The following is a 20,333-nucleotide window of genomic DNA, read 5'->3' as shown; positions in this document are numbered from 1 at the left end:
GAACTACAGACCCTCCTCGCCACCTGGACCGGCGCCTGCCCCACCTGCCACCGCGACATACCAAGCACCACACCAACCTGACCAAGCACTACTAGAAGACCGATGAAGATCTTGCTTCGACTGCCCGGCCCGCCCCGGATTGCCCGCTAATATCAATCGCCATGAACCGGTACAAGCCGGGCGTGATTTCAAGATCTTCATGAGTCTTCTAGCGGTCTGATCGCCGACATGGTGACAACCGCTCATCAAAGCCTTGCTGCTCGGTGGTCGAGTCCGCCAGGCGTCTCGGCTTCACCGCGTACCAAAGCCGTCACGCTGGCGAGCGTCATCCAACGACCCGTCTCCGGGCGACTGGTTGTTCGTCGTGACAGTGAAGGCGGGTGACACGCGCTTCTCTGCGACCCATGCGGAGCACTGACGCCATGTCGCCGCCTTCAACGCCGAGCGTGAGGAGTCCCGGGCGACGGCCTCACTCCGCAAGTGAAGACAGCGGGGAGTAGTTCTGCTGTCCCTTCAGGAGGCGGTGGACCTCCCTGACCGCCGCCCGCCCGGCTCGGTTCGCACCGACAGTACTGGCGGAGGGCCCATAGCCCACGAGGTGGACCCGCTCATCCCGCGCCACCTTGGTTCCTTCCAGCCGTATGCCACCTCCAGGCTCGCGCAGCCGCAGGGGTGCCAGGTGGTCGATCGCGGGGCGGAAGCCCGTGGCCCAGACGATCGCATCGGCCTCTACCGTCTTGCCGTCCTGCCAGCGCACCCCGGTGGGGGTGATGTTCTGGAACATCGGCAGCCTGTGGAGCACGCCCGAGTCGATGCCGTTCCTGATGGCTTCGTTCAGCGGTAGCCCAGTGACGGACACCACGCTCTGCGGAGGGAGCCCCCGACTGACGCGCTCCTCGACCAAGGCCACGGCCGCCCGGCCCTCGGCCTCACCGAATTCCCCGGTGCGGAAGATCGGCGCCCGGCGAGTCACCCAGGTGGTTCTCGCCGCCACCTTGGAGATCTCCAGGAGGTGCTGGACACCCGAGGTGCCCGCCCCCACGACGACGACCCGTAGCCCTGCGAACGCCTGTGGCCCGGGATAGTCGGCCGTGTGGAACTGCTGGCCCTCGAAGGACTCCTGGCCGGGCAGACGGGGCCAGAAGGGGCGGTCCCAGGTGCCCGTGGCGTTGATCAGTGCCCGGGGTCGCCAGGTTCCGGCAGAGGTTTCCACCGACAGCCGCCCACCGAGGCCGTCACGCACCGCACCGACATGCACGGGGCGGTGTACTCGCAGGTCAAAGGCTTGCTCGTAGGTGCGGAAGTAGTCTCCGATGACTTCCGAGGAGGGGCGCTGCGGATCGCCGTCACTCAACTTGAGGCCGGGCAGGGAATGTATTCCGTGGACTCGGCCGTACGTCAGGCTCGGCCACCGGAACTGCCACGCGCCTCCGGCGACCGGGGCGTGGTCAATCACCAGGAAGTCCACTTCCGGAAGCATGCCTGCTCGGCGCAGGTGGAAGGCGCTGGACAGGCCGGCTTGCCCGGCCCCGATCACCACCACATCGAGATTGTTCACGATTCTACGAACAGTCGAACGGGCTCGGAGCTTCCCCGATCGCGCGAGGATGGTTCCATGAGTGATCAACTCGCGTCCTTCGTCACGCGCACCCTCAGCTGTCACACCGGCAACCTGGAAGCCGTGGTCGACCTGACCGAGCAGTGCGAGGAATTCCTCGCCGAGGCCTCGAACGGCCGCGACGGCCTCTTGAACCTCTTCGTCCCGCATGCCACCGCAGGGATCGCCGTCATCGAGACCGGAGCGAGAAGCGACGAAGACCTGCTCTCGGCTCTGCGCACCCTGCTGCCCGCCGATGACCGCTGGCGTCACCGGCACGGTTCCCCGGGCCACGGTCGCGATCACGTCGTGCCGGCCCTTGTGCCTCCTCATGCCACGCTTCCGGTGCTCGCAGGCGGCCTCGCGCTCGGCACATGGCAGTCCGTGTGTTTGGTGGACACCAACCAGGACAATGAGGAGCGCCAGGTCCGCCTGAGTTTCCTGGCCGGCTCCTGAGCCCGGGCGCGGCTGAGGTCCGTCCGCTCATCCCCGGCGGGCGCGGGGCGACAGCCACGGCATCTCGCCGCGTCGTCGGATCGCGTGGGCACGCCCCGCGCGAGGCCACCCCCGCTTGCGGTGCACCGCGTCCGGTGGCGCGCCGATCCTCCGGGGCTTGGCGGGCTCGGCCCTCCCGGCCGTGCGGTATGCCCGCGCGGTCGCCGACCTGCCAGGACCGTGGGCAAGTCCGTTGTGTGAACAGTCGGTTGATCTCGCTGTGGGGAGCACGCCCGGCGCATATGCTCAGGCCGTACACCAGTGCACCTGTAGTCCTTCGCTCACCGTAAGGGGACCGCGTCGTGAGTGTCCGCATTCAACCTTCTTCCCAGGTCGATGAGACGGCCGTGCTCGGTGAGGGGACCACGATCTGGGATCTTGCGCAGATCAGGGAGGAAGCGCGGTTAGGGCGCGGATGCATCGTGGGACGGGGCGCGTACGTAGGCCCCGGGGTGAAGATCGGCGACAACGTGAAGCTGCAGAACCACGCGCTGGTGTACGAGCCTGCCGAACTCGGTGACGGAGTGTTCATCGGGCCCGCCGTGGTCCTCACCAACGATTTCTACCCCCGTGCGGTGGATCCTGACGGCAGGCAGAAGCGCGGTGGCGACTGGGAGGCCAAAGGGGTCGTGGTCGCTGAGGGGGCTTCACTGGGCGCCCGTTCGGTGTGCGTGGCCGGGGTGCGAGTGGGGCGTTGGGCCTTGGTGGCGGCTGGTGCAGTGGTGTCCCGTGATGTCGCTGACTTCGCGCTGGTCGCGGGCGTTCCCGCGCGGCGGATCGGTTGGGTGGGCCGGGCCGGGGTGAAGCTGGTGCAGCGTGAGGGGGAACCGGGCGTTTGGGGATGCCCGAGCACGGGGGCACTGTACGACGAGAAGGAGGGCGTGCTCAGCGAGCGCGCCTGACAGGCGTCGGCAATTTAGGCCGCCGGCATTTCCTCAAAACCACAATCAACGAACATCCGTAGGCATACCGTGTTCCCGTACACGGGATCTGAGCAGGGCAACGGGCTCTGTTCAGTGGGGGGTTGTACACGACGAGGGCACCTGTGCCGGTGTGGTCGGTGCGTGAGCGTGCCGGTACACCGCATTCGCGCGTGCCCAGTCCGACGTGTTGCCGGGGGGATCCAGGCGGCAGCCGCCGGGCCGGTTCGCGGCATCGGTGGCATCACGCCATCGATCACGGGCGCCGTCACTGGCAATCCCCCTCCGCGGAGCGACGACCGCAGGTCCGTCCGAGGAGCGAGTTAGAGGGGGTAGGTGTGTTGGAGCCGTACAGCTCGGACATACACGGTGCGCGCAGCACACAGGGAACCGAGGTGACAGCCCGGTGACCGGCGAACGATTAGGAGCACTGGCCCGCGAGGACCTGCCGTTGCACGCCCTCGCCGAACGGCTGCTCACAGTGGCCGAGTCAGGGCTGCCCGCGATGTACCAACCGGGCGAGGACACCTTCGTGTTCACCCGGGCAGGGGTGATCTCTCCCGAAGGCAAGAAGAGGATCGAGTCACGGGGGACCAGTACCCGGTACGCAGCCATCACCGCGTTGGGGGCGCGGTTCCTGCCGGAGGACCGGCAACGCGCCCTCTTCGCCGGCCGCACCGCCCAGGAGTTCACCGGACTGCTGGTGGAGCGCCTTCCGGGGGTGCGAAACCTCGGTGACGCCGCGCTGATCGCCTGGGCCGCCGCCGAGACCGCCCACCCCAAGCTGGCCGACGCCCTGGCCCGCGTCGCCGCACTTGACCCACCGGGCCGGCCGCAGTACACCGTGGAGGCAGCCTGGGTGCTCTCCGCACTGGCCGCCGCCCGGGACACCGTGGACGTCGAGGGCGGCCTCGTCGCCGCGCGGGAGCGGCTGCTGCGCTGCCGGGTCGGCAACAGCCCACTCTTTCCACATGCGACCGGCCCCGGCCTGGTGCCGGGATACCGCTCGCACGTGGCCTGTTTCGCCGATCAGGTCTACCCCTTGCAGGCCTTGGCCCGGCTCCACGCGAGCGGTGGCGATGAGCAGTCCCTGGCTGCCGCAGACGCCTGCGCCGCCCGTATCTGCGCCCTCCAGGGGGCGGGCGGGCAGTGGTGGTGGCACTACGACGCCCGAACCGCCGAAGTGGTCGAGGGCTATCCGGTCTACAGCGTTCACCAGCACGCGATGGCCCCGACCGCGCTGTTCGACCTCGCGGAAGCGGGCGGTACGGAATTCGGCGCGGCGATCCGTCGCGGACTGCGCTGGATGACGGAAGTGCCCGAGCTCGCCGGCGAAGACGGCCGCCCTCGTGAGCCGATGATCCTGGACGAGCTGGGTCTGACGTGGCGCAAGGTGTACCGGGGAGACCCGAAGAAGGCCGTTCGAGCCGCTCGGGGACTGACGTCGAAGGTCGCGCCGAAGGCGCGGCTGACCCCGCTGGACCGGCTGTTTCGCCCACTGGCCGTGGACCGCGAGTGCCGACCGTACGAGTTCGGTTGGATGTTGTTCGCCTGGCTCGGGGAGATCAAGAGATGACACAGCGTCAGTCCCTCTTCGGAGTGAGCCTGGATGCCCTGACCATGAAGGAGACCGTGCAGCGGTGCCTGGACGTCGTCCGGCGAGAGGAGCGCATCGAGATCGGCATGGTCAACGCGGCCAAGCTGGTCAACATGCGGCGTGACCCCCGTCTGGCGAAGGCGGTCGCCGGTTGCGATCTCGTTCTGGCCGACGGCCAGGCGGTGGTCTGGGCGGGCCGGGTCCTCGGCACGCGCCTGCCGGAACGCGTCGCCGGCATCGACCTGTTCATGCACCTACTCGCCGCCGCGGAAGCAGAAGGCATCTCCGTCTACTTGCTCGGCGCCCAACAGCGGGTCCTGGACATGATGCTCCAGGAGATCGACGAGCGGTTCCCGAAACTTCGAGTGGCCGGCAGCCGCAACGGCTACTTCGAGGACTCGGAACAGGAAGCGATCGCCGACGCGATCGCCGACAGCGGCGCTCAGATGTTGTTCCTGGGAATGACCTCGCCCAAGAAGGAGATCTTCACGGCCGGCTACGGCACCCGCACCGGCGCCAACGTAGTGCACGGCGTCGGAGGCTCCTTCGACATCCTCGCCGGGATCACCAAACGAGCGCCGCTGGCCTGGCAACGGGTCGGCCTCGAATGGTTCTACCGCACCCTCCAGGAGCCTCGGCGCCTGGGCAGGCGCTACCTCACCACCAATGCTGCCTTCCTCCTCATGACGGTCCGCGAGTTCATCCACCGCACACCGTCCACCGGTACCGCGAACAGGAGTTACTGATGCGCGTCGTCGTCGTGGGACAGGGATACGTCGGCCTGCCACTGGCCATCCGGGCCGCCGAGGTCGGGCACCAGGTGATCGGGTACGACGTGAACGCCCGGCGGGTCAAGAGCCTCGCCGCGGGCGAATCATATGTGGAGGACGTTTCCTCCGAGCGGCTCAACCGGGCTCTGGCACGCGGGACGTACCGGCCCAGTGAGCTGGCTCGTGACTGCGGTGGGTTCGATGTGGCGGTCGTCACCGTTCCCACCCCCTTACAGGAGGGCACTCCCGACCTCAGCTACATCGAGGAATCGGCCCACACCCTGGCGCGCTTCCTGCGCCCGGGCGCCACCGTCATCCTGGAGTCGACCACCTATCCGGGCACGACCGAGGAACTCTTCGCGCCCATCTTGGAGAACGGTTCGGGGCTGAGTGCCGGAGCGGACTTCCACCTCGGCTACAGCCCCGAGCGCATCGACCCCGGAAACGCCGTCTGGGGCTTCCAGCAGACGCCCAAGGTCGTCTCAGGCGTGGACGCGGCCTCGTTGAAGGCCGTGGAGTCCTTCTACGGAGAACTCGTGGACACCACGGTGCCGGTGCGCTCTCCGAAGGAAGCCGAGCTCGCCAAACTGTTGGAGAACACCTTCCGGCACGTCAACATCGCCCTCGTCAACGAGATAGCGATGTTCGCGCGCCACCTGGACATCGACGTGTGGCAGGCCATCGAAGCCGCCTCCAGCAAGCCGTTCGGCTTCATGAAGTTCACCCCGGGGCCGGGTGTGGGTGGACACTGCCTGCCGATCGACCCTTCGTACCTGTCGTGGCGGGTCCAACGCGAGCTCGGCCAGAACTTCCGCTTCGTGGAGCTCGCCAACGACATCAACAGCCACATGCCGGAGTACGTCACTCGGCGCGTCATCGACGCGCTCAACACCAAGCGCCGCTCCGTCAACGGTTCGCGCGTCCTGCTCCTCGGGCTGGCCTACAAGAAGAACACCGGGGACGCGCGTGAATCGCCCTCCGTGCGCATCGCCCAGTTGCTGCTCGACATGGGCGCCAAGGTCCGGGCGGCGGATCCGCACGTTGTCGAGAGCATCAAGGTCGACGCCCGGCTGGTTCGGGTGGAACCGACCAAGAGGGAGCTCGCAGCCGCCGAATTGGTGGTCCTGATCACCGACCACGACTCCTTCGACTACGAGATGGTCAAGGAGCACGCCTCCTTCGTCCTCGACTGCCGCAACCGCCTGTCCGGGCCGACGGTGGAGGTGCTCTGAGCCCGTGACCAAAGTCGTATGCGTCGCCGGAGCGCGGCCCAACTACATGAAGATCAAGCCGGTGATGGACGCCCTGGAGCGTCGCGGAGCCGAGGTACTGCTGGTCCACACCGGACAGCACTACGACGAGTCCATGAACGACGTCTTCTTTCGCGACCTCGGTATCCGCAGCCCGGACCGGTACCTCGGTGCCGGGTCCGGAACCCACGCGGAACAGACCGGCCGGGTCATGGCAGCTTTCGAGCCGCTGGTGGAGGAGGTCGCTCCGGATGCGGTGGTAGTCGTCGGTGACATCAACTCCACACTGGCCTGCGCATTGGTGACCGCCAAGGCCGGCCCCCTGCTCGCCCATGTGGAGGCGGGGCTGCGCAGCCGTGACTGGAGCATGCCCGAAGAGGTCAACAGGGTCGCCACCGACCGCGTGAGCGACTACCTTTTGGCGCCCTCGCCCGACGCCGCCGCGAACCTGCGAGCCGAGGGGTACCGCGAGGATCAGATCCACGTGGTCGGCAACGTCATGATCGACACGCTGTTCGCCAATCTGGACCGGGCCAGGCAGTGCGAAGTCCTCCAGCGCTACCAGCTGACCCGCGGCGGATATGGGTTGGTCACCTTGCACCGACCGGCCAACGTGGACGACCCGGCAGCCCTCACCGGTCTCCTCAAAGCACTGGGGGAGATCGCCGAACGCTGCCCGTTGTTGCTGCCTGTGCACCCGCGCGCAGCAGCTCGGCTGGCCGAGTTGGGCGTACCCGGCGGGATCAAACTGGTGCCGGCGGCCGGATACCTGGACTTCATCGCCCTGCAGGATTCCGCCCGGCTGGTCCTGACCGACTCCGGGGGAGTGCAGGAGGAGACCACCGCGCTCGGCGTTCCCTGCGTCACCCTGCGGGAGAACACCGAGCGGCCCATCACCGTCGAGCAGGGAACCAACGTGCTCGCCGGTACCGACCCGCAACGCATCCTGGAAACGGTCAACCGCGTACTCGACCAGCCACCGGCGCCCCGTTGTCCGGAACTCTGGGACGGTCGCGCGAGTGAACGCATCGCTCAGGTGTTGTTGGACGGGGGACGCGCGGAGCACCGGCTGCGGCCCACCGACCTCGGAGCGGGCAGCCTCCCACCCCATTAGCCCGTTCCCGGGGCACCGGCCGCCGGAGTCCCGGGAACGTGATCACAAGAATCCGTAAGAAGATCACCGCAACACCACAGCGGCGGCGTGGTCCCACGCCGCCGCCGCGAGGGGGAAGACCATGGATCTCGCCGAGATCTGGCGGGTCATGCGCAGACGCTGGTACGTGCTGCTGCCCGGACTGCTGCTGACCGCAGCCCTGACCGTCGCCGTCCAGCTGCTGGTTCCGGTGGAGTACCAGTCACAGAGCACCGTGACCCTGCTGAACTCGCGCAAGGCCACCGAGGCCTTCGACGGAAACCCCTTCCTGAGCACCCAGGCGTCCTTGACCGGTATGGCCGACGGTCTGGCGCGCAATCTGAATTCCGACGACGCCAAGGCCGACCTCAAGGCCTTGGGCGTCACCGGTCTGCATGAAGCGATGATCGCCGACAACGCTCAGGGGCCCTTCATGTGGCTCACGGTATCCGGCACCGACCCGGACAGCGTCTTGAAATCGGACAAGCTCTTCATCGGCTATGCCGAGAAGCGGCTGACCCAGTTTCAGAAGCAGCAGTCGGTGGAGCCGCAAGCCATGATCAGGATGGCCACGATCGTGCCTCCGCAGAAGCCGGTTGCCCAGACCAAGACCAGGCTCCAGTATCTGATCATGGCCGGGCTCGCCGGTTTCGTGCTCAGTCTGGTGGCGACCTTCTTCGTGGAAGCGCGGCGAAGGCCGCGCGGCAAGCACAGGCCGGCCGGTGAGGAAGCCGCCGAGAACACCGAGACAGTGCCGCCGCAGGGCTCGGCAGCCACCGCTCTGCCCGACCCGCGGACCTCCGGCGCCCACTTCGCCGGCTCCCATCTGACCAGGTCGCCATGACGGGCCAGGACACCGAGACGCCGCCCACCGCCACCGCGCCCTCGCTCGGGCGCAAGGTCGGATCGGCCGCCCGGTGGAGCCTGATCAACACCGTGGTCATGAGGCTGGGTAACTTCGCCACCGGCATCATCCTGGCGAGGTTCTTCCTCGGACCGGAGGCCTGGGGCGTCTACGGCATCGCCCAGACCGTGCTGCTGGTGCTGCTGTCCGCAAACGAGCTCGGCGTCTCCCTGGCCATCGTCCGCTGGGAGGGTGACCCGCGCCGCTTCGCGCCCACCGTCGTCACCCTCAGCACCGCCTCCAGCCTGCTGCTGTACGCGGTCCTGTTCGCCATCGCCCCAGCCGCTGCCCGGGTGCTCGGCTCTGCCGAAGCTTCGGGCGTGCTGCGGGTGATGTGCCTGTGCGTGGTGCTCGACGGCCTGTCCCAGGTGCCCGCGGGATTCCTCACCCGGGAGTTCGCCCAAGGGCGGCGGATGATCATCGACGCGGTGAACTTCCTCTTGTCCACCGCCGTCACCCTGCTCCTGGCGGTGCAGGGATGGGGCGCCATGAGTTTCGCCTGGGGCTCTGTGGTGGGCAATGCGGCAGCGCTCATCGGCTGCTGCCTGGCGGCACCGCGCACTCTCAGGTTCGGCTGGGACCCCGAACAGGCCCGCGCGCTGCTGCGGTTCGGTCTTCCCCTGGCAGGCGCGAGCATGCTTGCCCTGGCCGTGGTCAACGTCGACACCATGATCGTCGGATCCACCCTGGACCAGCTGGCCCTCGGCTTCTACGTGCTCGCCTTCAACATCTCCGGCTGGCCCGTGCGGATCATCTCCGAGGCGGCCCGTCGGGTCTCCTTCGCGGGCTTCTCCCGACTGGCCGCCTCGCCCGAGGCGCTGTCAGCGGGATTCAGCCGAGCCCTCGGCGTGGTCATGACCGCCACGGTGCCACTGTGCGTGCTCCTCGCCGCTCTCGCCGGGCCCATCGTGGGACTCGTCTACGGTGACCGGTGGTTGCCTGCCGCCGATGCGCTGCCGTGGCTGATGGCCCTCGGCCTGGTCCGGATCGCCTGCGAACTCGCCTACGACTGTCTCGTTGCCGTCGGCCAGCGGCGTTCCTTGATAGCCGTCCAGGCTCTGTGGCTCGTCGTCCTCCTCCCCGTCCTGGTGATCGGCTCGGACATCGGCGGCATCGTCGGTGTCTCGCAGGCGCACGTGTTGGTAGCGGGCGGGGTGGTCGTCCCGGTCTTCCTCTTCGCACTGCGACGGGGTGGGATCGGGCTCCGTGCCATCGCGAAGGCCTGCACCTGGCCCTTCATCGGTGGTGTCGCGATGGCCGCGGTCGTCCTCGGCCTGGAACGCTCCCTAGGCGACGGTGTGCTCGCCCTCCTGGCCACCAGCATGGCCGGGGCGGCCGTCTACGCCGTCTGCCTATGGCCCAGCCGCGCGTTCCTGCGCGGCTCCAAACCGGTCAATACGGCCCTCGGATAGGCAGTCATGACACGTGGTAAACGAGGCCGTTTGTGGGCCGGAATGCTTGCGGGCACCCTGCTGGTCCTCGCTCTCGCACTCTTCCAGGCGTCCCGTGCCGGAGTGGGGGAGCCGGCGGCGGCGCCCTGTCCTGATGAGGCCCTGGAATGCCCCGGACCGAGCGACCCCGGTCCCCTACCAACCCGTCCCGTGCCTTCCGCTCTCACCTCGGACAGCAGCCCCGACAGTTCGCTGGCCACGCCGACCTCGCGACCGAGGGCTGACCCAACACCGTCGGCCCCCCGGCCCGTCGCCCCGCCGGGGGGGGGGGGGGGGGGGGGGGGGGGGGGGGGGGGGGGCGCGCCGCCCGCCCCCCCCCCCCCCGCGCGCCGCCGGGGGGGGGGGGGCCCCCCCCCCCCCCCCCCCCCCCCCCCCCCCCCCCCCCCGCCGGCGGGGCCGCCCCCCCCCCCCCCCCCCCCCCCCCCGCCTCCGCTCGCCCGGGCCTGTTCCTCACCGGCCTCCTGCGGGTTCCCCGACGCCCGCAACACCGGGCCACGCATCAAATTGCAACGCCACAACACGGGGAACCTGTCCATCAAGACCGACGGCAAGGTCATCCGCGGCTGGGACATCACCGGCTCCCTGGACATCTACGCCAACGACGTGACCATCATCGACAGCAAGATCACTTCCACCAACTGGTGGGGGGTCAACCTGCGGCCCGGGTACAGCGGTCTGCGCGTCCTGCACACCACCATCACCGCCGTGCCCGGTAAGGGACCCGACAACGGCGGGGTGAACTACGCCGTCTCCAACATGGGTGTGAGCTCCATCGAAGTCGGCTGGTGCAACATCTCGGTGTTCGGCAACGCCCTCTCCATGGGCCAGGGCTACCTCCACGACAACTACGTCCACGACCTCGTGGCCTTCCGCAATCAGAGCGGCGAGTGGCAGCACACCGATGCCGTGATCAGCGGTGGTGGCAACAAGGGGCGGCTCACGATCCGGCGCAACACCCTCTTGAACTCGGTCCCGGTGGACCGGGGAGCCAGCGCCAGCATCGGCCTGTTCGCCGACACCGGCGTGGTATCCCACGTGACGATCGAGGGCAACTGGTTGGCCGGCGGAGCGTACGCGCTGTACGGCGGCGGATCCGGCGCCAACGGCATCCAGGTCACCGACAACGTCTTCTCCGACCAGTACCACCCCCACGGCGGCGCCTACGGCGCCGTCGCGGCCTGGAACCCCGACGGCGCCGGAAACCTGTGGAGCGGCAACCGGATGTCCGACGGCACCCCCGTCACACCGGAGCCCACCCCCTGAACCATCGAGAGGACACGATGCACCGCATTGCCCGCGCCCCGTGGGAACTGCTCAAACGACACTTCGGTTGGCTGGTGCTCTTCGAACTCAGGAACAAGGTCGTGTTGGCGCCCTCGGCTCTGCGGCTGGGCCGCTTCGAACGGGCGGAGGCAGAGCGGCTGCGCGCCCTTCTACCCGAGGTCCCCGAAGCTCGGGTGGCCACGGTGATCGCTACTCACCGACGCCCGGAGGCGCTGCGCGCCGCTGTCCGCTCGGCGCTCGCCCAAACGGTCCACGACCACGTCGTCCTGGTCGTCGACGACGGTGCAGGACTGCCCGAACTCCCGGCCCACCCACGCCTGTACGCCGTTTCCCTGGCGCGCAACACCGGTACGGCGGGTGTGGTGCGCAACGTGGGAATCAGGCTGACCCGCTCCCGCTACGTCGCCTTCCTCGATGACGACAACCTGTGGGAGCCGGACCACCTGGAGCAGGCCCTCGCCGCCCTCGAAGCGCCCGACGGCCCCGAAGCCGTCTACACCGCGCTGCGCCGAGTCCTGCCCGACGGCGAGGAGAAGGACGTCCTGTCGGTGCCCTTCGACCGGCGCCGCGCAGCCCGCGAGGCATTCCTCGACACCAACGCCTTCGTGGCATCTCGCCACCGCGCCCTGTTCTTCAGCCGTTTGCGAAGGACTCCCGAGGTGCTCCCCCGGGAGGACTGGGAGCTCATCCGCCGCTACGCCCGCCACCACGAAGTGCGCCACCTGCCGTGCCCCACCGTGCGATACCTGGTGAACCCGGGGAGTTTCTACACCGCTTGGGAGGGGCCGCAGGCCGACTGACCGCACCGGCCAGCCGGCCGGTGCGGTCAAGGGCCGGGGATCGTGCGCAGAGCGGAGGGACTTGCCAGTGCGCGGGCAGCTGACCTGCTCGCTGATCGGCCGAGGGCAGCCCGAGAGGATTCCCGTAGCAGTACCGCCGCCCGGAAGGCGGCCGTCGCGGCGGGGCCGTGCCGGCGCTGGTAGAGGCGGACCCGGTTCAGGGTGAGCAAGGTCCACAGCCGCGGCGACACCTGAGAGTCCCCACCGAGATGAGTGGCGGCGGCGGTCGGCTCCAGACGGGTCACGAACCCCCTGTCGCGGGCCCGCAAGCAGAATTCGGTTTCCTCGGAATAGAGGAAGAAGGACTCATCCCACGCTCCACAGGCGGCCAGACACGTGCCCGACAGAGCCATCAGGGCTCCGGTCGCCCAGTCGGTGACGGTCTCGTGCTCGTACGCCGCGGTGTCCGTCACCAACTCGCTCCAGCGTGGGAAGCGACCTGCCCGGCGGTTGCCCACCACTGCCTCGCCAAGGGCCCGGGTCACACTGGACTCGCGCCGCAGCGAGTGCACGAGGGTGCGGCCGTCCTCCTCGTAGAGCAGGGGCACGGTGATCCCGACCTGGCGTCCATCCTCCAGCTTCGTCTCCAGCGAGTGCACGAGCGCCTTCGCGCAGCCGCTGCGCATCCGGATGTCGGGGTTGCACACCAGGGCGGCCCGATAGCCGCCCTCCCAGCGGGCAGCGGCGTCCAGGGCGGCGTTGACCCCGGCCGCGTAGCCGGCGTTGTGTCCGGTCTGCACCACGGTGGCATCGGGAGCCAGGGAGCTCAGCACGTCGACGGTGTCGTCGGCCGAGTCGTTGTCGGCGACGACGAGCCGCCAGTCCAGCCCGGCCATGCCCGTCGGCAAGGAGGCGAGGAAGTCCGGGAGCACGGCCGAGCTGTTCCAGGTGACGACGAGGACAGCTACGGGACCGGTACCGGTTGCGGGGTGACGGGGGGACATGTGGACTCCACGGATCGGGGCTTGGGCTTGGGCGTCGAGCGCCGGATGAAGCCGAGGTAACTGCCTCCGGCGCCGAGCGTGAGGAAGAACATCCCGGCGAACATCGGGAAGCTCAGTGCGTCGAAGGTGGCACTGATGACGAGGGTGACCAGGGCAGAAGCGAAGAAGGCCTGCCCGAGCTCGCGGTCGGATTCGCTACGAGCCAACCTGCGGATGGCACCGCCTTGGTGGATGCCGGTGATGAACAGCAACAACAGTGCCGCCAACCCCATGAACCCCATTTCCGCCAGCGTCAGCATGTACTGGTTGTCAGTGAAGAAGTACAGGTCCGGGGTGAAAGTGCCCAAGCCGCGCCCGAACAACGGGTGCTCGTCCAGATAGGGGACGATCGCGCTGTACTTCACGGTGCGGGCCTGCGTGCTGCTGTCGGAGTTGGACAGGAAGGAGGCGAAGAGAGCCGTGATGGTGCCGATCAACCCCGGAATGATGACCTTGAAACAGGCCACCGAGCCGATCAACAGGCCGATGGCAGTCCAGCGCCGTTCGGGCTTCCACCGCAGCACCATCACGAGGATGACGATCAGTGCCCCGATGATGGACGTGCGCGAGACCGTGAGTGGTAGGGCACCGCCCATCAGCACGACCGGCAGCCACCGGCGTAGCTTGGTCAGGTGCTGGCGGGCCGGGTCGAAAGCCTGCTGGATGGCGAACGGCAGGAGGATCGCGAGCATCCCACCGAACTCCAGGGGCTGCGCGGTGGTGGAGCGGGGACGGGTGAAGGAGCCGCGGTCCAGGGTGGTGATCTGGGCGACGCTCGACTGCAGCCCGGGAATGCTGATCTTGTCGGCGATGTTCGTAGCCGTGAAGAAATCGTAGTAGCCGATGGCGGCCACCACCGCTCCCATCACGACCACCCTGCGAAGCAGGACATCGAGCCGGTCGCGGTCCTGGATCCCTGCGGACACCAGGACGACGAGGGAGACCCATACGAGCAGTCCGATCAGACCGCGGTCCGCACCGAGGATCTCCTTGTGCGAACTGCCCCGGGTGGCGTTTGCCAGATAGGACGCCAGCACCGCGACCGACAGCAGGCACATCACCACCCTGGGCAGGCGGGTTCCCGCAGCCGGGCGGATCCGACCGGTGATCCAGGTCGCCAGATACCAGAAGAGCCCGAGCAGGGCGAAGACGTTGGCCGGGGTGCCCACGCCGCCGAGGCCTGGCAGCGTGAGGTTGGAGGGAATGAAGAAGGCGAGCGCGAGGTAGCCGCTCAGGATCGAGGTGGCGTCGATCGTCCGACCGGGCAGACCCCGCCGGGGCCTGCGCTGCGTCGTGGTCTTGGCCACTCGGTTCGCCCGCCGCCGACGCCGTGCGTTGGCGAGGCTCTCCGTGACGAAGGACAGGGTGAACCCGGTGGTGGTACCGAGGATGACCACGCCCAGGACCTGCTGGTAGCGGGCTTTGAGCTGGGGCTTGGGCGTCTGCGGCAGTACCACGGGCGCGGTCTGGACGAAGTAGGCGGGTTCCACCTCGGCCGCGGCCTGGAGAGCCTTGAGCTGTTCCCCTGCGAACACCGTCAGTTTGCTGGTCTCCGATAAGACCTTCGCCCGGTCGGTCCCCGTGACGGTCAGTGTTAACAGCGGCCCGGAGGCATTGGCGGCGAACCCGACCGTGTAGGGGTCGGTGACGCCGAGGCCCCGTAGATCTTGGGCCGCGTCAGTGCCGGACAGGGTTCTGATGAGCACGTCCGCGGTGACCACCAGCGAGCCCCCGGCGTTGGATATCGGGTTGCCGAAGGTGGGAGCCAGTTCCGCGACCGCCATCGAGTCCAGCAGCGCGACGGAGCTCTCCGACTGGTAGGCCACCGGCACCGATCGGTACAGGTGCATTCCCGCGAGCAGGCTCAGCAGGGTGATGGGCACCATCACGTACCAACGGCGGCGCAGTACGGCGCCGATCTCACCGATGCTCATGAAGCCCTCCGCGAGCTGTCCGATTCGATGGCGGCCCGCCCCGCGCCCTGAAAGGATCGGGGCTGACGGAAGGATTCCCGGTGTTGCCTGGTGAGTTGGTACGCGCGTTGCGTCGACGGTGGTACGTCCTGGTGGTGGCCGTGGCCCTGGCCGCCTTCGGAGCGCAACAGGTGCTCCACCCCGAACAGAAGTATGTGAGTTCGGCCATCGTGGTGCTCAAGCCACCGGTGACCGGAAGGCAGCCGAACCAGTTCACGAACCTCCAGCCGCCGCTCGCCGCGGTGTCCTACGCGGCGGTACAACAGCTGGAGTCGGCTGCCGGGCAGGAGGAGTTGGCCGCAGGCGGCGTCAGCGGAAACTACCGGCTGATACCGCGGAACAGCGGTACCAGCGTCACCCCGCGCTATCTGATCCCCTCCCTTCAGGTCCAGGCGGAGGAGAGCAGCCCCGCTGCGGCCAACGGCACGGTGACGAAGGTCATCGAGGTCTACACGAAGCACCTGCGCCAGATGCAGACCCAGCAGGGAATCCCAACCGACGCCAGGATGAGTGTGGATCTGCTGGTCCCGCCCAACGCGACCGCCAAGACCGGAACCAAGAGCCGCGGCCTGGCCGGTGTGGCCCTGCTCGCGGGGCTCGGCGGCGTGGTGGTCGCCCTGTGGACCGACCAACTGCTCCTGCACGTGCAAGGACGCCGGAACCGGCGCCGGCGCGGGAGCGCCGACGCCGGTCCGCAGCAGCCGGCCGGAGACCGGATGCCGATGGCCGCGGCGTCCCGCTGAGGGAGCGGGACGCCGGACCGAAGAACGGTGGTGCTGTTGGTTCATCAAATCCCTCGGCGCTTCCAAGACTGCCACCAGAGCCATTCCCGCCCCCGGTCGGCGACGGCCGACATCACCAGCGGCTGGAGGTAGGGCATCGCCCGGGCCCCGATGCGCTGGCGCCTGCGCAAGGCGCGGTACTCCGGCAGGTCCGTGTACTGCGGTAGGCACTGCGCCGCGAACTCCACGAGTTCGCCGACCGGGACCACATCGGTGCGACCCCGGTCGTACGCGCGGTAGGCACGCCGCAAGGCGTACCGGGCCAGCCGGGTCCGTGCGGAGACGGACAGCTGATCGGAGGCGGGCAGCAGGTCGCCGCACTTGTCGAGCACCGCGTCGAAGGCGACGAGGCGTTGGCGGAGGTCGTCGAGCTGCCCGCCGAAGTCCGTGGTGGACATGTTGTCCCCGTGGACCCGGTAGAAGGCCTGGTCGGCGCCCTTGACGTAGCCGACGTCGGCGTGCGCCGCGAGCCGCATCCACATCTCGATGTCGCCGGCGTGTGGGAGCAGCGGATCGTAGCCCCCCACCTTGTGCTGGAGGCTGGTGCGGACCACCACCTCGGGTGAGGTGATGCACCCGGTGCCCTCGCGGAACCGCCTCTCCAGCCACCACTGCCCCGGATACACGACCGAGCCGGTACTGCGGGTGCGGGCCGCTGGCAGCGGCCCGCCGTGGGTGAAACGCAGCGGTCGGCCGTAGCAGAAGCCGACCTGCGGGTGCGCATCGAGCAGCGTGGCGGCCCTGACCAGGGCCCCGGGGACCAGTCTGTCGTCGGCCGACAACAAGGCGACGTAGTCGCCGTCGGCCCACTCCATCAAGCCCTCGTTGTAGGTGGCGATATGGCCCTTGTTGCGTTCGTGGACACGCACTTCGATCCGTGGGTCGCGGGCCGCCAACTCGTGTGCGGCCCGCGCGGAATCGTCCGGCGAGGCGTCGTCGATGATCAGGACGCGTACGTCCACGCCTTCCTGTTCGTCCAGGACGCTCTTGACGCAGTCGGCCAGGAAATGGCCGTACTTGTAGCAGGGGATCACCACGCTGACGGTGCTCACTGCGTGGACACCTCCGTGGAGCCGTCCGACTGGGCCGTCGCGGGCGGGGTCGTGGTGAAGACGGGACCCACCCAGTAGTTCACGGAACCGAAGGTGTTCGTCGGGAAGGAGGAGCTGCTCCCGTACTTGTACACCCCGTTGGCGCCGTTGGTGCCGTCGGCCGTCGCGACCAACGGGTAGGAGCGGTGCGCACTGGTGAAGTAGCCACCGTCCACGGAGTAGTTGCCGTTCGGTGCGTGGTAGGAGGCCACGTACGAGGTTCCCGCGGTGATGGCCACGGGGGTGTCGAACTGCAACTGCTGCCAGCCTTCGAGGGTTTCGCTGCCGAAGGTTCCGGTGGCCAGCAGCGTGCCGGTGTTGGACCAGAGGCTTCCGGTGTGGGTGCCGGTGTTGCCCGGGCCCTTGTAGAAGGTGATGCCGGTGATGTAGCCGTTCACCGCTGACTGGAAGCGCGTGCCGAGCTCCACCGCGTTGGTGTCATCGCCGACGTTCGCGGTGCTGGGCGTGGCCTCGCTGTTCCACAGGGTGCACGGACAGTTGACCTCCGGCGGGGTGGTGCTGGTGGTGAAGTTCCAGCTGTGCGGCCCGGTCATCGTGTTGCCCCACAGGTCGGAGGCGTGGACAGAGGCCGTGTAGGTGGTGCTGAGGGCCAGTTCCGTGGACGGAGTGAAGGTGGCGCTGTTCGCGGCGCTGAGGGACTTGGTGCCCGGCACCGTGTTGTTGTTCTCGTCCTTGAGGGTGAAGACCAAGGTCTCCTCGTCTACGGCCCCGCTGAAAGTAGCGTGGAGGGCGGCCGTGATCGGGGTTCCGATGGCTGCGGACTGGGGGGAGGTGGAAGTGACGGTCGGAGGCACGGTGCTGGCCGTGGAGGTGTCCAGCACCGCGTCCACCCAGTAGTTGCTCCCGTTCGATGTGGTTGAGGGGAAGCCTCCGGTGGCGCTGTAGCGGTACACGCCGTTGCCGCCGTCGGTGCCGCTCTGTAGCGCCGTGAAGGGCTCAAGGCCCGCGGATCCCTCGGCGAAGGTGGTGTCGAAGGAGTAGCCGCCGTTCGGGGCGAAGTAGGAGGCGATGTAGGTGGTGTTCGGCTTGATGGGCACCGGTGAGGAGAAGTTCAGCTGCTGCCAGCCCGAAGCCGTCTCGTTGGTGAAGGTCCCGGTGGCCAGCCGCTGGCCCGATTTGCTCCAGAGGCTCCCGGTGTGGGTGCCGGTGTTGGCGGGAGACTTGTAGAAGCGCACACCGGTGATGGAACCGGCCACCGAGGATCGGATCTTGACACCGAGTTCCACGGAGCTGCCGTCACCGGCGTTGACCTTGCCCGGCACTGCCGCGGCCGGCCACACGGTGCAGGGGCACTGCTGAGGGCCGACGGTCAGCGGCACCGTGGTGGTGGCGCCGATGTTGACGCTGTCGTCCACTGCCCGCACCTTGATCTGGGCGGAGCCCGGAGTGGTGGGGGTCCACTGGTAACTCCAGGAGCCGAGACCCGTGGTCGACTTCCAGGTGGTGCCGCCGTCGGTGGAGACTTCCACGCGGGCGACGACGCCGCCACCGGAGTCAGAGGCGGTGCCCGTGATGGTGATCGGTTTCAGTGCCGGGACGGTGGCGTTCGCCGCCGGGCTGGTGACGCTGATGACGGGGCCCGTGGTGTCGGTGGAGGCCGAGGACGCGACCAGGTCGCTCTGGAGCGTCTTGGGTTGTACGCCCATGTCGGCGAACACGTTCACCGTGGCCTGCTGCATCCGCTTGTCCTCGGTGACCACCTCGTCGTCCGGGTTCCCGGTCGGGACGTTGGTCAGACCCCAGGACCACTGCACGGTTCCCGCGCCGAAGACCAGGGCATGGGAGGTCTGGTCACGGAAGGCGACCAGGCTGTGCGTGGCGGTGCCGTTGCCGTAGGTGTTTCCGTAGTCGAGCAGCATCTTGCCGTCCTCGATGTCCACCGTGGTGGAGGACAGGCGGATCTGCCCGGCCGGGCGGCTGCTGTTCTCCACGTCGCTGTCCCACTCGTAGCCGAGCGTTCCCGTCGGGAACGTGGCGGTCTGCGAGGGGGAGAGGTCGGCGACGGTGGTGTTGCGCCACAGCCGCAGCTTGGCGAAGGAACCGGGGACCGTGATGGCGTCGCTCCGGTAGCCGTTCACCTTGAACATCGAACCGGTCAGCTGGTTCTGCGGTTGGTAGGGACGCCCGCCCGTCGCGCTGGCCGGGTCCATGAAGGTTCCGGTCCAGATCCCGCTGGGGTCGGGAATGCCGTTCGGCTGCGGGAAGGAGAGCTTGGTCTCCTTGTAGCAGACCAGAGTGCGATTGGCCGTTCCCGTGCCGTCGATGCTGGCGGCGAGGCGGGTCTTCCAGAAGATCTCGTTGCCGCTGAAGTAGGTCTGGTGCACGCCCGCCTTCCGCGCGTTGAGCGCGTTGGTGAACTGCTCCTGGGTCCAGTACTCGTCGTGGCCGGAGGACATGAACACCTTGTGGTTCAGGAGCTGGGCGCCCCGGGTGGAGGTGTCGATGCCTGACATGTAGCTCACGTCGTAGCCGTTGCGTTCCAGCCAGGAGATCATCTGGAACTCGGACCCGTAGATCCCGTTGTCCCCACCGATGTCCAGGGGGCGGTTGTAACTGACCTCGTAGGCACGTCCGTCGGGCGCCGGCCCACCGCCGTCGTAGAGGTCCTGGCCGCCGTAGTTGTTGTACGCCTGCCAGGTCTGATCGCTGGTCTGCACCAGGACGTCGGAGTGGCTGGAGTCGTCGCGGACGACGAACGGGTAGGGCATGACACCGTCACCGTTCGCCTGGTCGAAGTTGGCGATGTACAGGCCGGACACGGCGTCACTCGGCACCGTCCAGTTGGCGGTGACCGGCCAGTTCCCGCAGTCCACCAGGCCGGTGGAGGACTTGGTGGTGCAGCTCTGCGGGTCCCCGCCCTCGGGGTAGTTCGCCGGGTATGTGACGGCGGCCTGCGCCGGTGTCGACAACAGGCGTGCTCCGTCACCCCCGTAGTAACCCAGACGGTAGATCGAGACGCGGTACGGCGAAGGCGACTGGATCTTGAATTGCACGGTGTCGCCGGCCTGCACACTCATCTGCGTGCTGAAACCCTTGATCTCACCATAGGCGTTGGGTGCGAACCACTCCGATTTCGGCGTGCCCGGTTTGGAGTTCTCGCACACCACGGCATTCGACGTGGGACCGCAAGGGTCGACCGCATGGGCCACGACGGACGGTGGTAAGACCGCGGCTGCCAAGACCGCGACCAGGGTGTAGAGACCGTACCGGAGTTTGTTTCTCCGTCTGTTCATCTGTACCTCTT

The 20,333-nt window shown here is 68.1% G+C and carries 16 protein-coding genes; 11 read left to right on the top strand and 5 right to left on the bottom strand.

All coding sequences use genetic code 11. The annotated features are described in order from the left end of the window. Window positions 1-469 precede the first annotated feature (469 nt). Window positions 470-1,558, bottom strand: coding sequence for an NAD(P)-binding domain-containing protein (locus ACFYMC_RS21575; protein WP_388527711.1), 1,089 nt, complete (start codon window positions 1,556-1,558; stop codon window positions 470-472). Window positions 1,559-1,615: 57 nt separating this feature from the next. Here ACFYMC_RS21575 and ACFYMC_RS21570 point away from each other — a divergent pair, with 57 nt between their 5' ends. The 10 genes from ACFYMC_RS21570 to ACFYMC_RS21525 all read left to right on the top strand — a co-directional run bounded on the left by ACFYMC_RS21570 (window position 1,616) and on the right by ACFYMC_RS21525 (window position 12,200). Beyond that, a complete protein-coding gene (locus ACFYMC_RS21570; RefSeq protein WP_388527708.1) occupies window positions 1,616-2,053 on the top strand; it encodes a YjbQ family protein in 438 nt (145 codons plus the stop codon). Window positions 2,054-2,394: 341 nt separating this feature from the next. Further along, window positions 2,395-2,994: an acyltransferase gene (locus ACFYMC_RS21565; protein ID WP_388527706.1), complete on the top strand. Its 600-nt coding sequence runs from the start codon at window positions 2,395-2,397 to the stop codon at window positions 2,992-2,994. A 424-nt stretch (window positions 2,995-3,418) separates the two neighbouring features. Beyond that, on the top strand, window positions 3,419-4,588 hold the full coding sequence (locus ACFYMC_RS21560) for a hypothetical protein (protein ID WP_388527703.1): 1,170 nt from the start codon (window positions 3,419-3,421) through the stop codon (window positions 4,586-4,588). Then, window positions 4,585-5,355, top strand: a complete 771-nt coding sequence (locus ACFYMC_RS21555) for a WecB/TagA/CpsF family glycosyltransferase (RefSeq protein WP_388527700.1) — start codon at window positions 4,585-4,587, stop codon at window positions 5,353-5,355. The genes ACFYMC_RS21560 and ACFYMC_RS21555 overlap by 4 nt, the downstream gene beginning before the upstream one ends. Next, window positions 5,355-6,611: a nucleotide sugar dehydrogenase gene (locus tag ACFYMC_RS21550; protein ID WP_388527697.1), complete on the top strand. Its 1,257-nt coding sequence runs from the start codon at window positions 5,355-5,357 to the stop codon at window positions 6,609-6,611. The genes ACFYMC_RS21555 and ACFYMC_RS21550 overlap by 1 nt, the downstream gene beginning before the upstream one ends. 4 nt (window positions 6,612-6,615) lie before the next feature. Continuing rightward, the gene (wecB, locus tag ACFYMC_RS21545) at window positions 6,616-7,743 is read left to right on the top strand and encodes a non-hydrolyzing UDP-N-acetylglucosamine 2-epimerase (RefSeq protein WP_388527694.1); all 1,128 of its coding nucleotides are present in this window, start codon (window positions 6,616-6,618) and stop codon (window positions 7,741-7,743) included. Window positions 7,744-7,864: 121 nt separating this feature from the next. Continuing rightward, the gene (locus ACFYMC_RS21540) at window positions 7,865-8,605 is read left to right on the top strand and encodes a Wzz/FepE/Etk N-terminal domain-containing protein (protein WP_388527691.1); all 741 of its coding nucleotides are present in this window, start codon (window positions 7,865-7,867) and stop codon (window positions 8,603-8,605) included. After that, window positions 8,602-10,077 carry an oligosaccharide flippase family protein gene (locus ACFYMC_RS21535; RefSeq protein ID WP_388527688.1) on the top strand — a complete coding sequence of 492 codons (1,476 nt, stop codon included), beginning with the start codon at window positions 8,602-8,604 and terminating at the stop codon, window positions 10,075-10,077. Before ACFYMC_RS21540 ends, ACFYMC_RS21535 begins: the two co-directional genes overlap by 4 nt. 543 nt (window positions 10,078-10,620) lie before the next feature. Then, the gene (locus tag ACFYMC_RS21530; RefSeq protein ID WP_388527685.1) at window positions 10,621-11,379 is read left to right on the top strand and encodes a hypothetical protein; all 759 of its coding nucleotides are present in this window, start codon (window positions 10,621-10,623) and stop codon (window positions 11,377-11,379) included. A 17-nt stretch (window positions 11,380-11,396) separates the two neighbouring features. Next, window positions 11,397-12,200 (top strand): glycosyltransferase family 2 protein, encoded by an 804-nt coding sequence (locus tag ACFYMC_RS21525; protein ID WP_388527682.1) that lies wholly within the window; start codon window positions 11,397-11,399, stop codon window positions 12,198-12,200. A 26-nt stretch (window positions 12,201-12,226) separates the two neighbouring features. On the opposite strand, the gene ACFYMC_RS21520 is transcribed toward ACFYMC_RS21525, so the two are convergent. Together ACFYMC_RS21520 and ACFYMC_RS21515 are read right to left on the bottom strand one after the other, a co-directional pair. Beyond that, window positions 12,227-13,183, bottom strand: a complete 957-nt coding sequence (locus ACFYMC_RS21520; protein WP_388527679.1) for a glycosyltransferase family 2 protein — start codon at window positions 13,181-13,183, stop codon at window positions 12,227-12,229. Further along, on the bottom strand, window positions 13,144-15,156 hold the full coding sequence (locus ACFYMC_RS21515; protein ID WP_388527676.1) for an O-antigen ligase family protein: 2,013 nt from the start codon (window positions 15,154-15,156) through the stop codon (window positions 13,144-13,146). Before ACFYMC_RS21515 ends, ACFYMC_RS21520 begins: the two co-directional genes overlap by 40 nt. 80 nt (window positions 15,157-15,236) lie before the next feature. Between ACFYMC_RS21515 and ACFYMC_RS21510 the strand changes: the two genes are divergently transcribed. After that, a complete protein-coding gene (locus ACFYMC_RS21510; protein ID WP_388527673.1) occupies window positions 15,237-15,938 on the top strand; it encodes a hypothetical protein in 702 nt (233 codons plus the stop codon). A gap of 44 nt (window positions 15,939-15,982) precedes the next feature. Here ACFYMC_RS21510 and ACFYMC_RS21505 read toward each other — a convergent pair whose 3' ends face one another. Together ACFYMC_RS21505 and ACFYMC_RS21500 are read right to left on the bottom strand one after the other, a co-directional pair. Continuing rightward, window positions 15,983-17,029 (bottom strand): glycosyltransferase family 2 protein, encoded by a 1,047-nt coding sequence (locus ACFYMC_RS21505; RefSeq protein WP_388527670.1) that lies wholly within the window; start codon window positions 17,027-17,029, stop codon window positions 15,983-15,985. Beyond that, complete coding sequence (locus ACFYMC_RS21500) at window positions 17,026-20,322, bottom strand: DUF4082 domain-containing protein (protein WP_388527667.1); 3,297 nt, start codon at window positions 20,320-20,322, stop codon at window positions 17,026-17,028. Before ACFYMC_RS21500 ends, ACFYMC_RS21505 begins: the two co-directional genes overlap by 4 nt. Window positions 20,323-20,333: the final 11 nt, after the last annotated feature.

Source organism: Streptomyces sp. NPDC006879, assembly GCF_042869595.1.
Lineage (GTDB): Bacteria > Actinomycetota > Actinomycetes > Streptomycetales > Streptomycetaceae > Streptomyces.
Note: the sequence above shows the minus strand (reverse complement) of the source record. Positions and strands in the feature narration are given on the sequence as shown.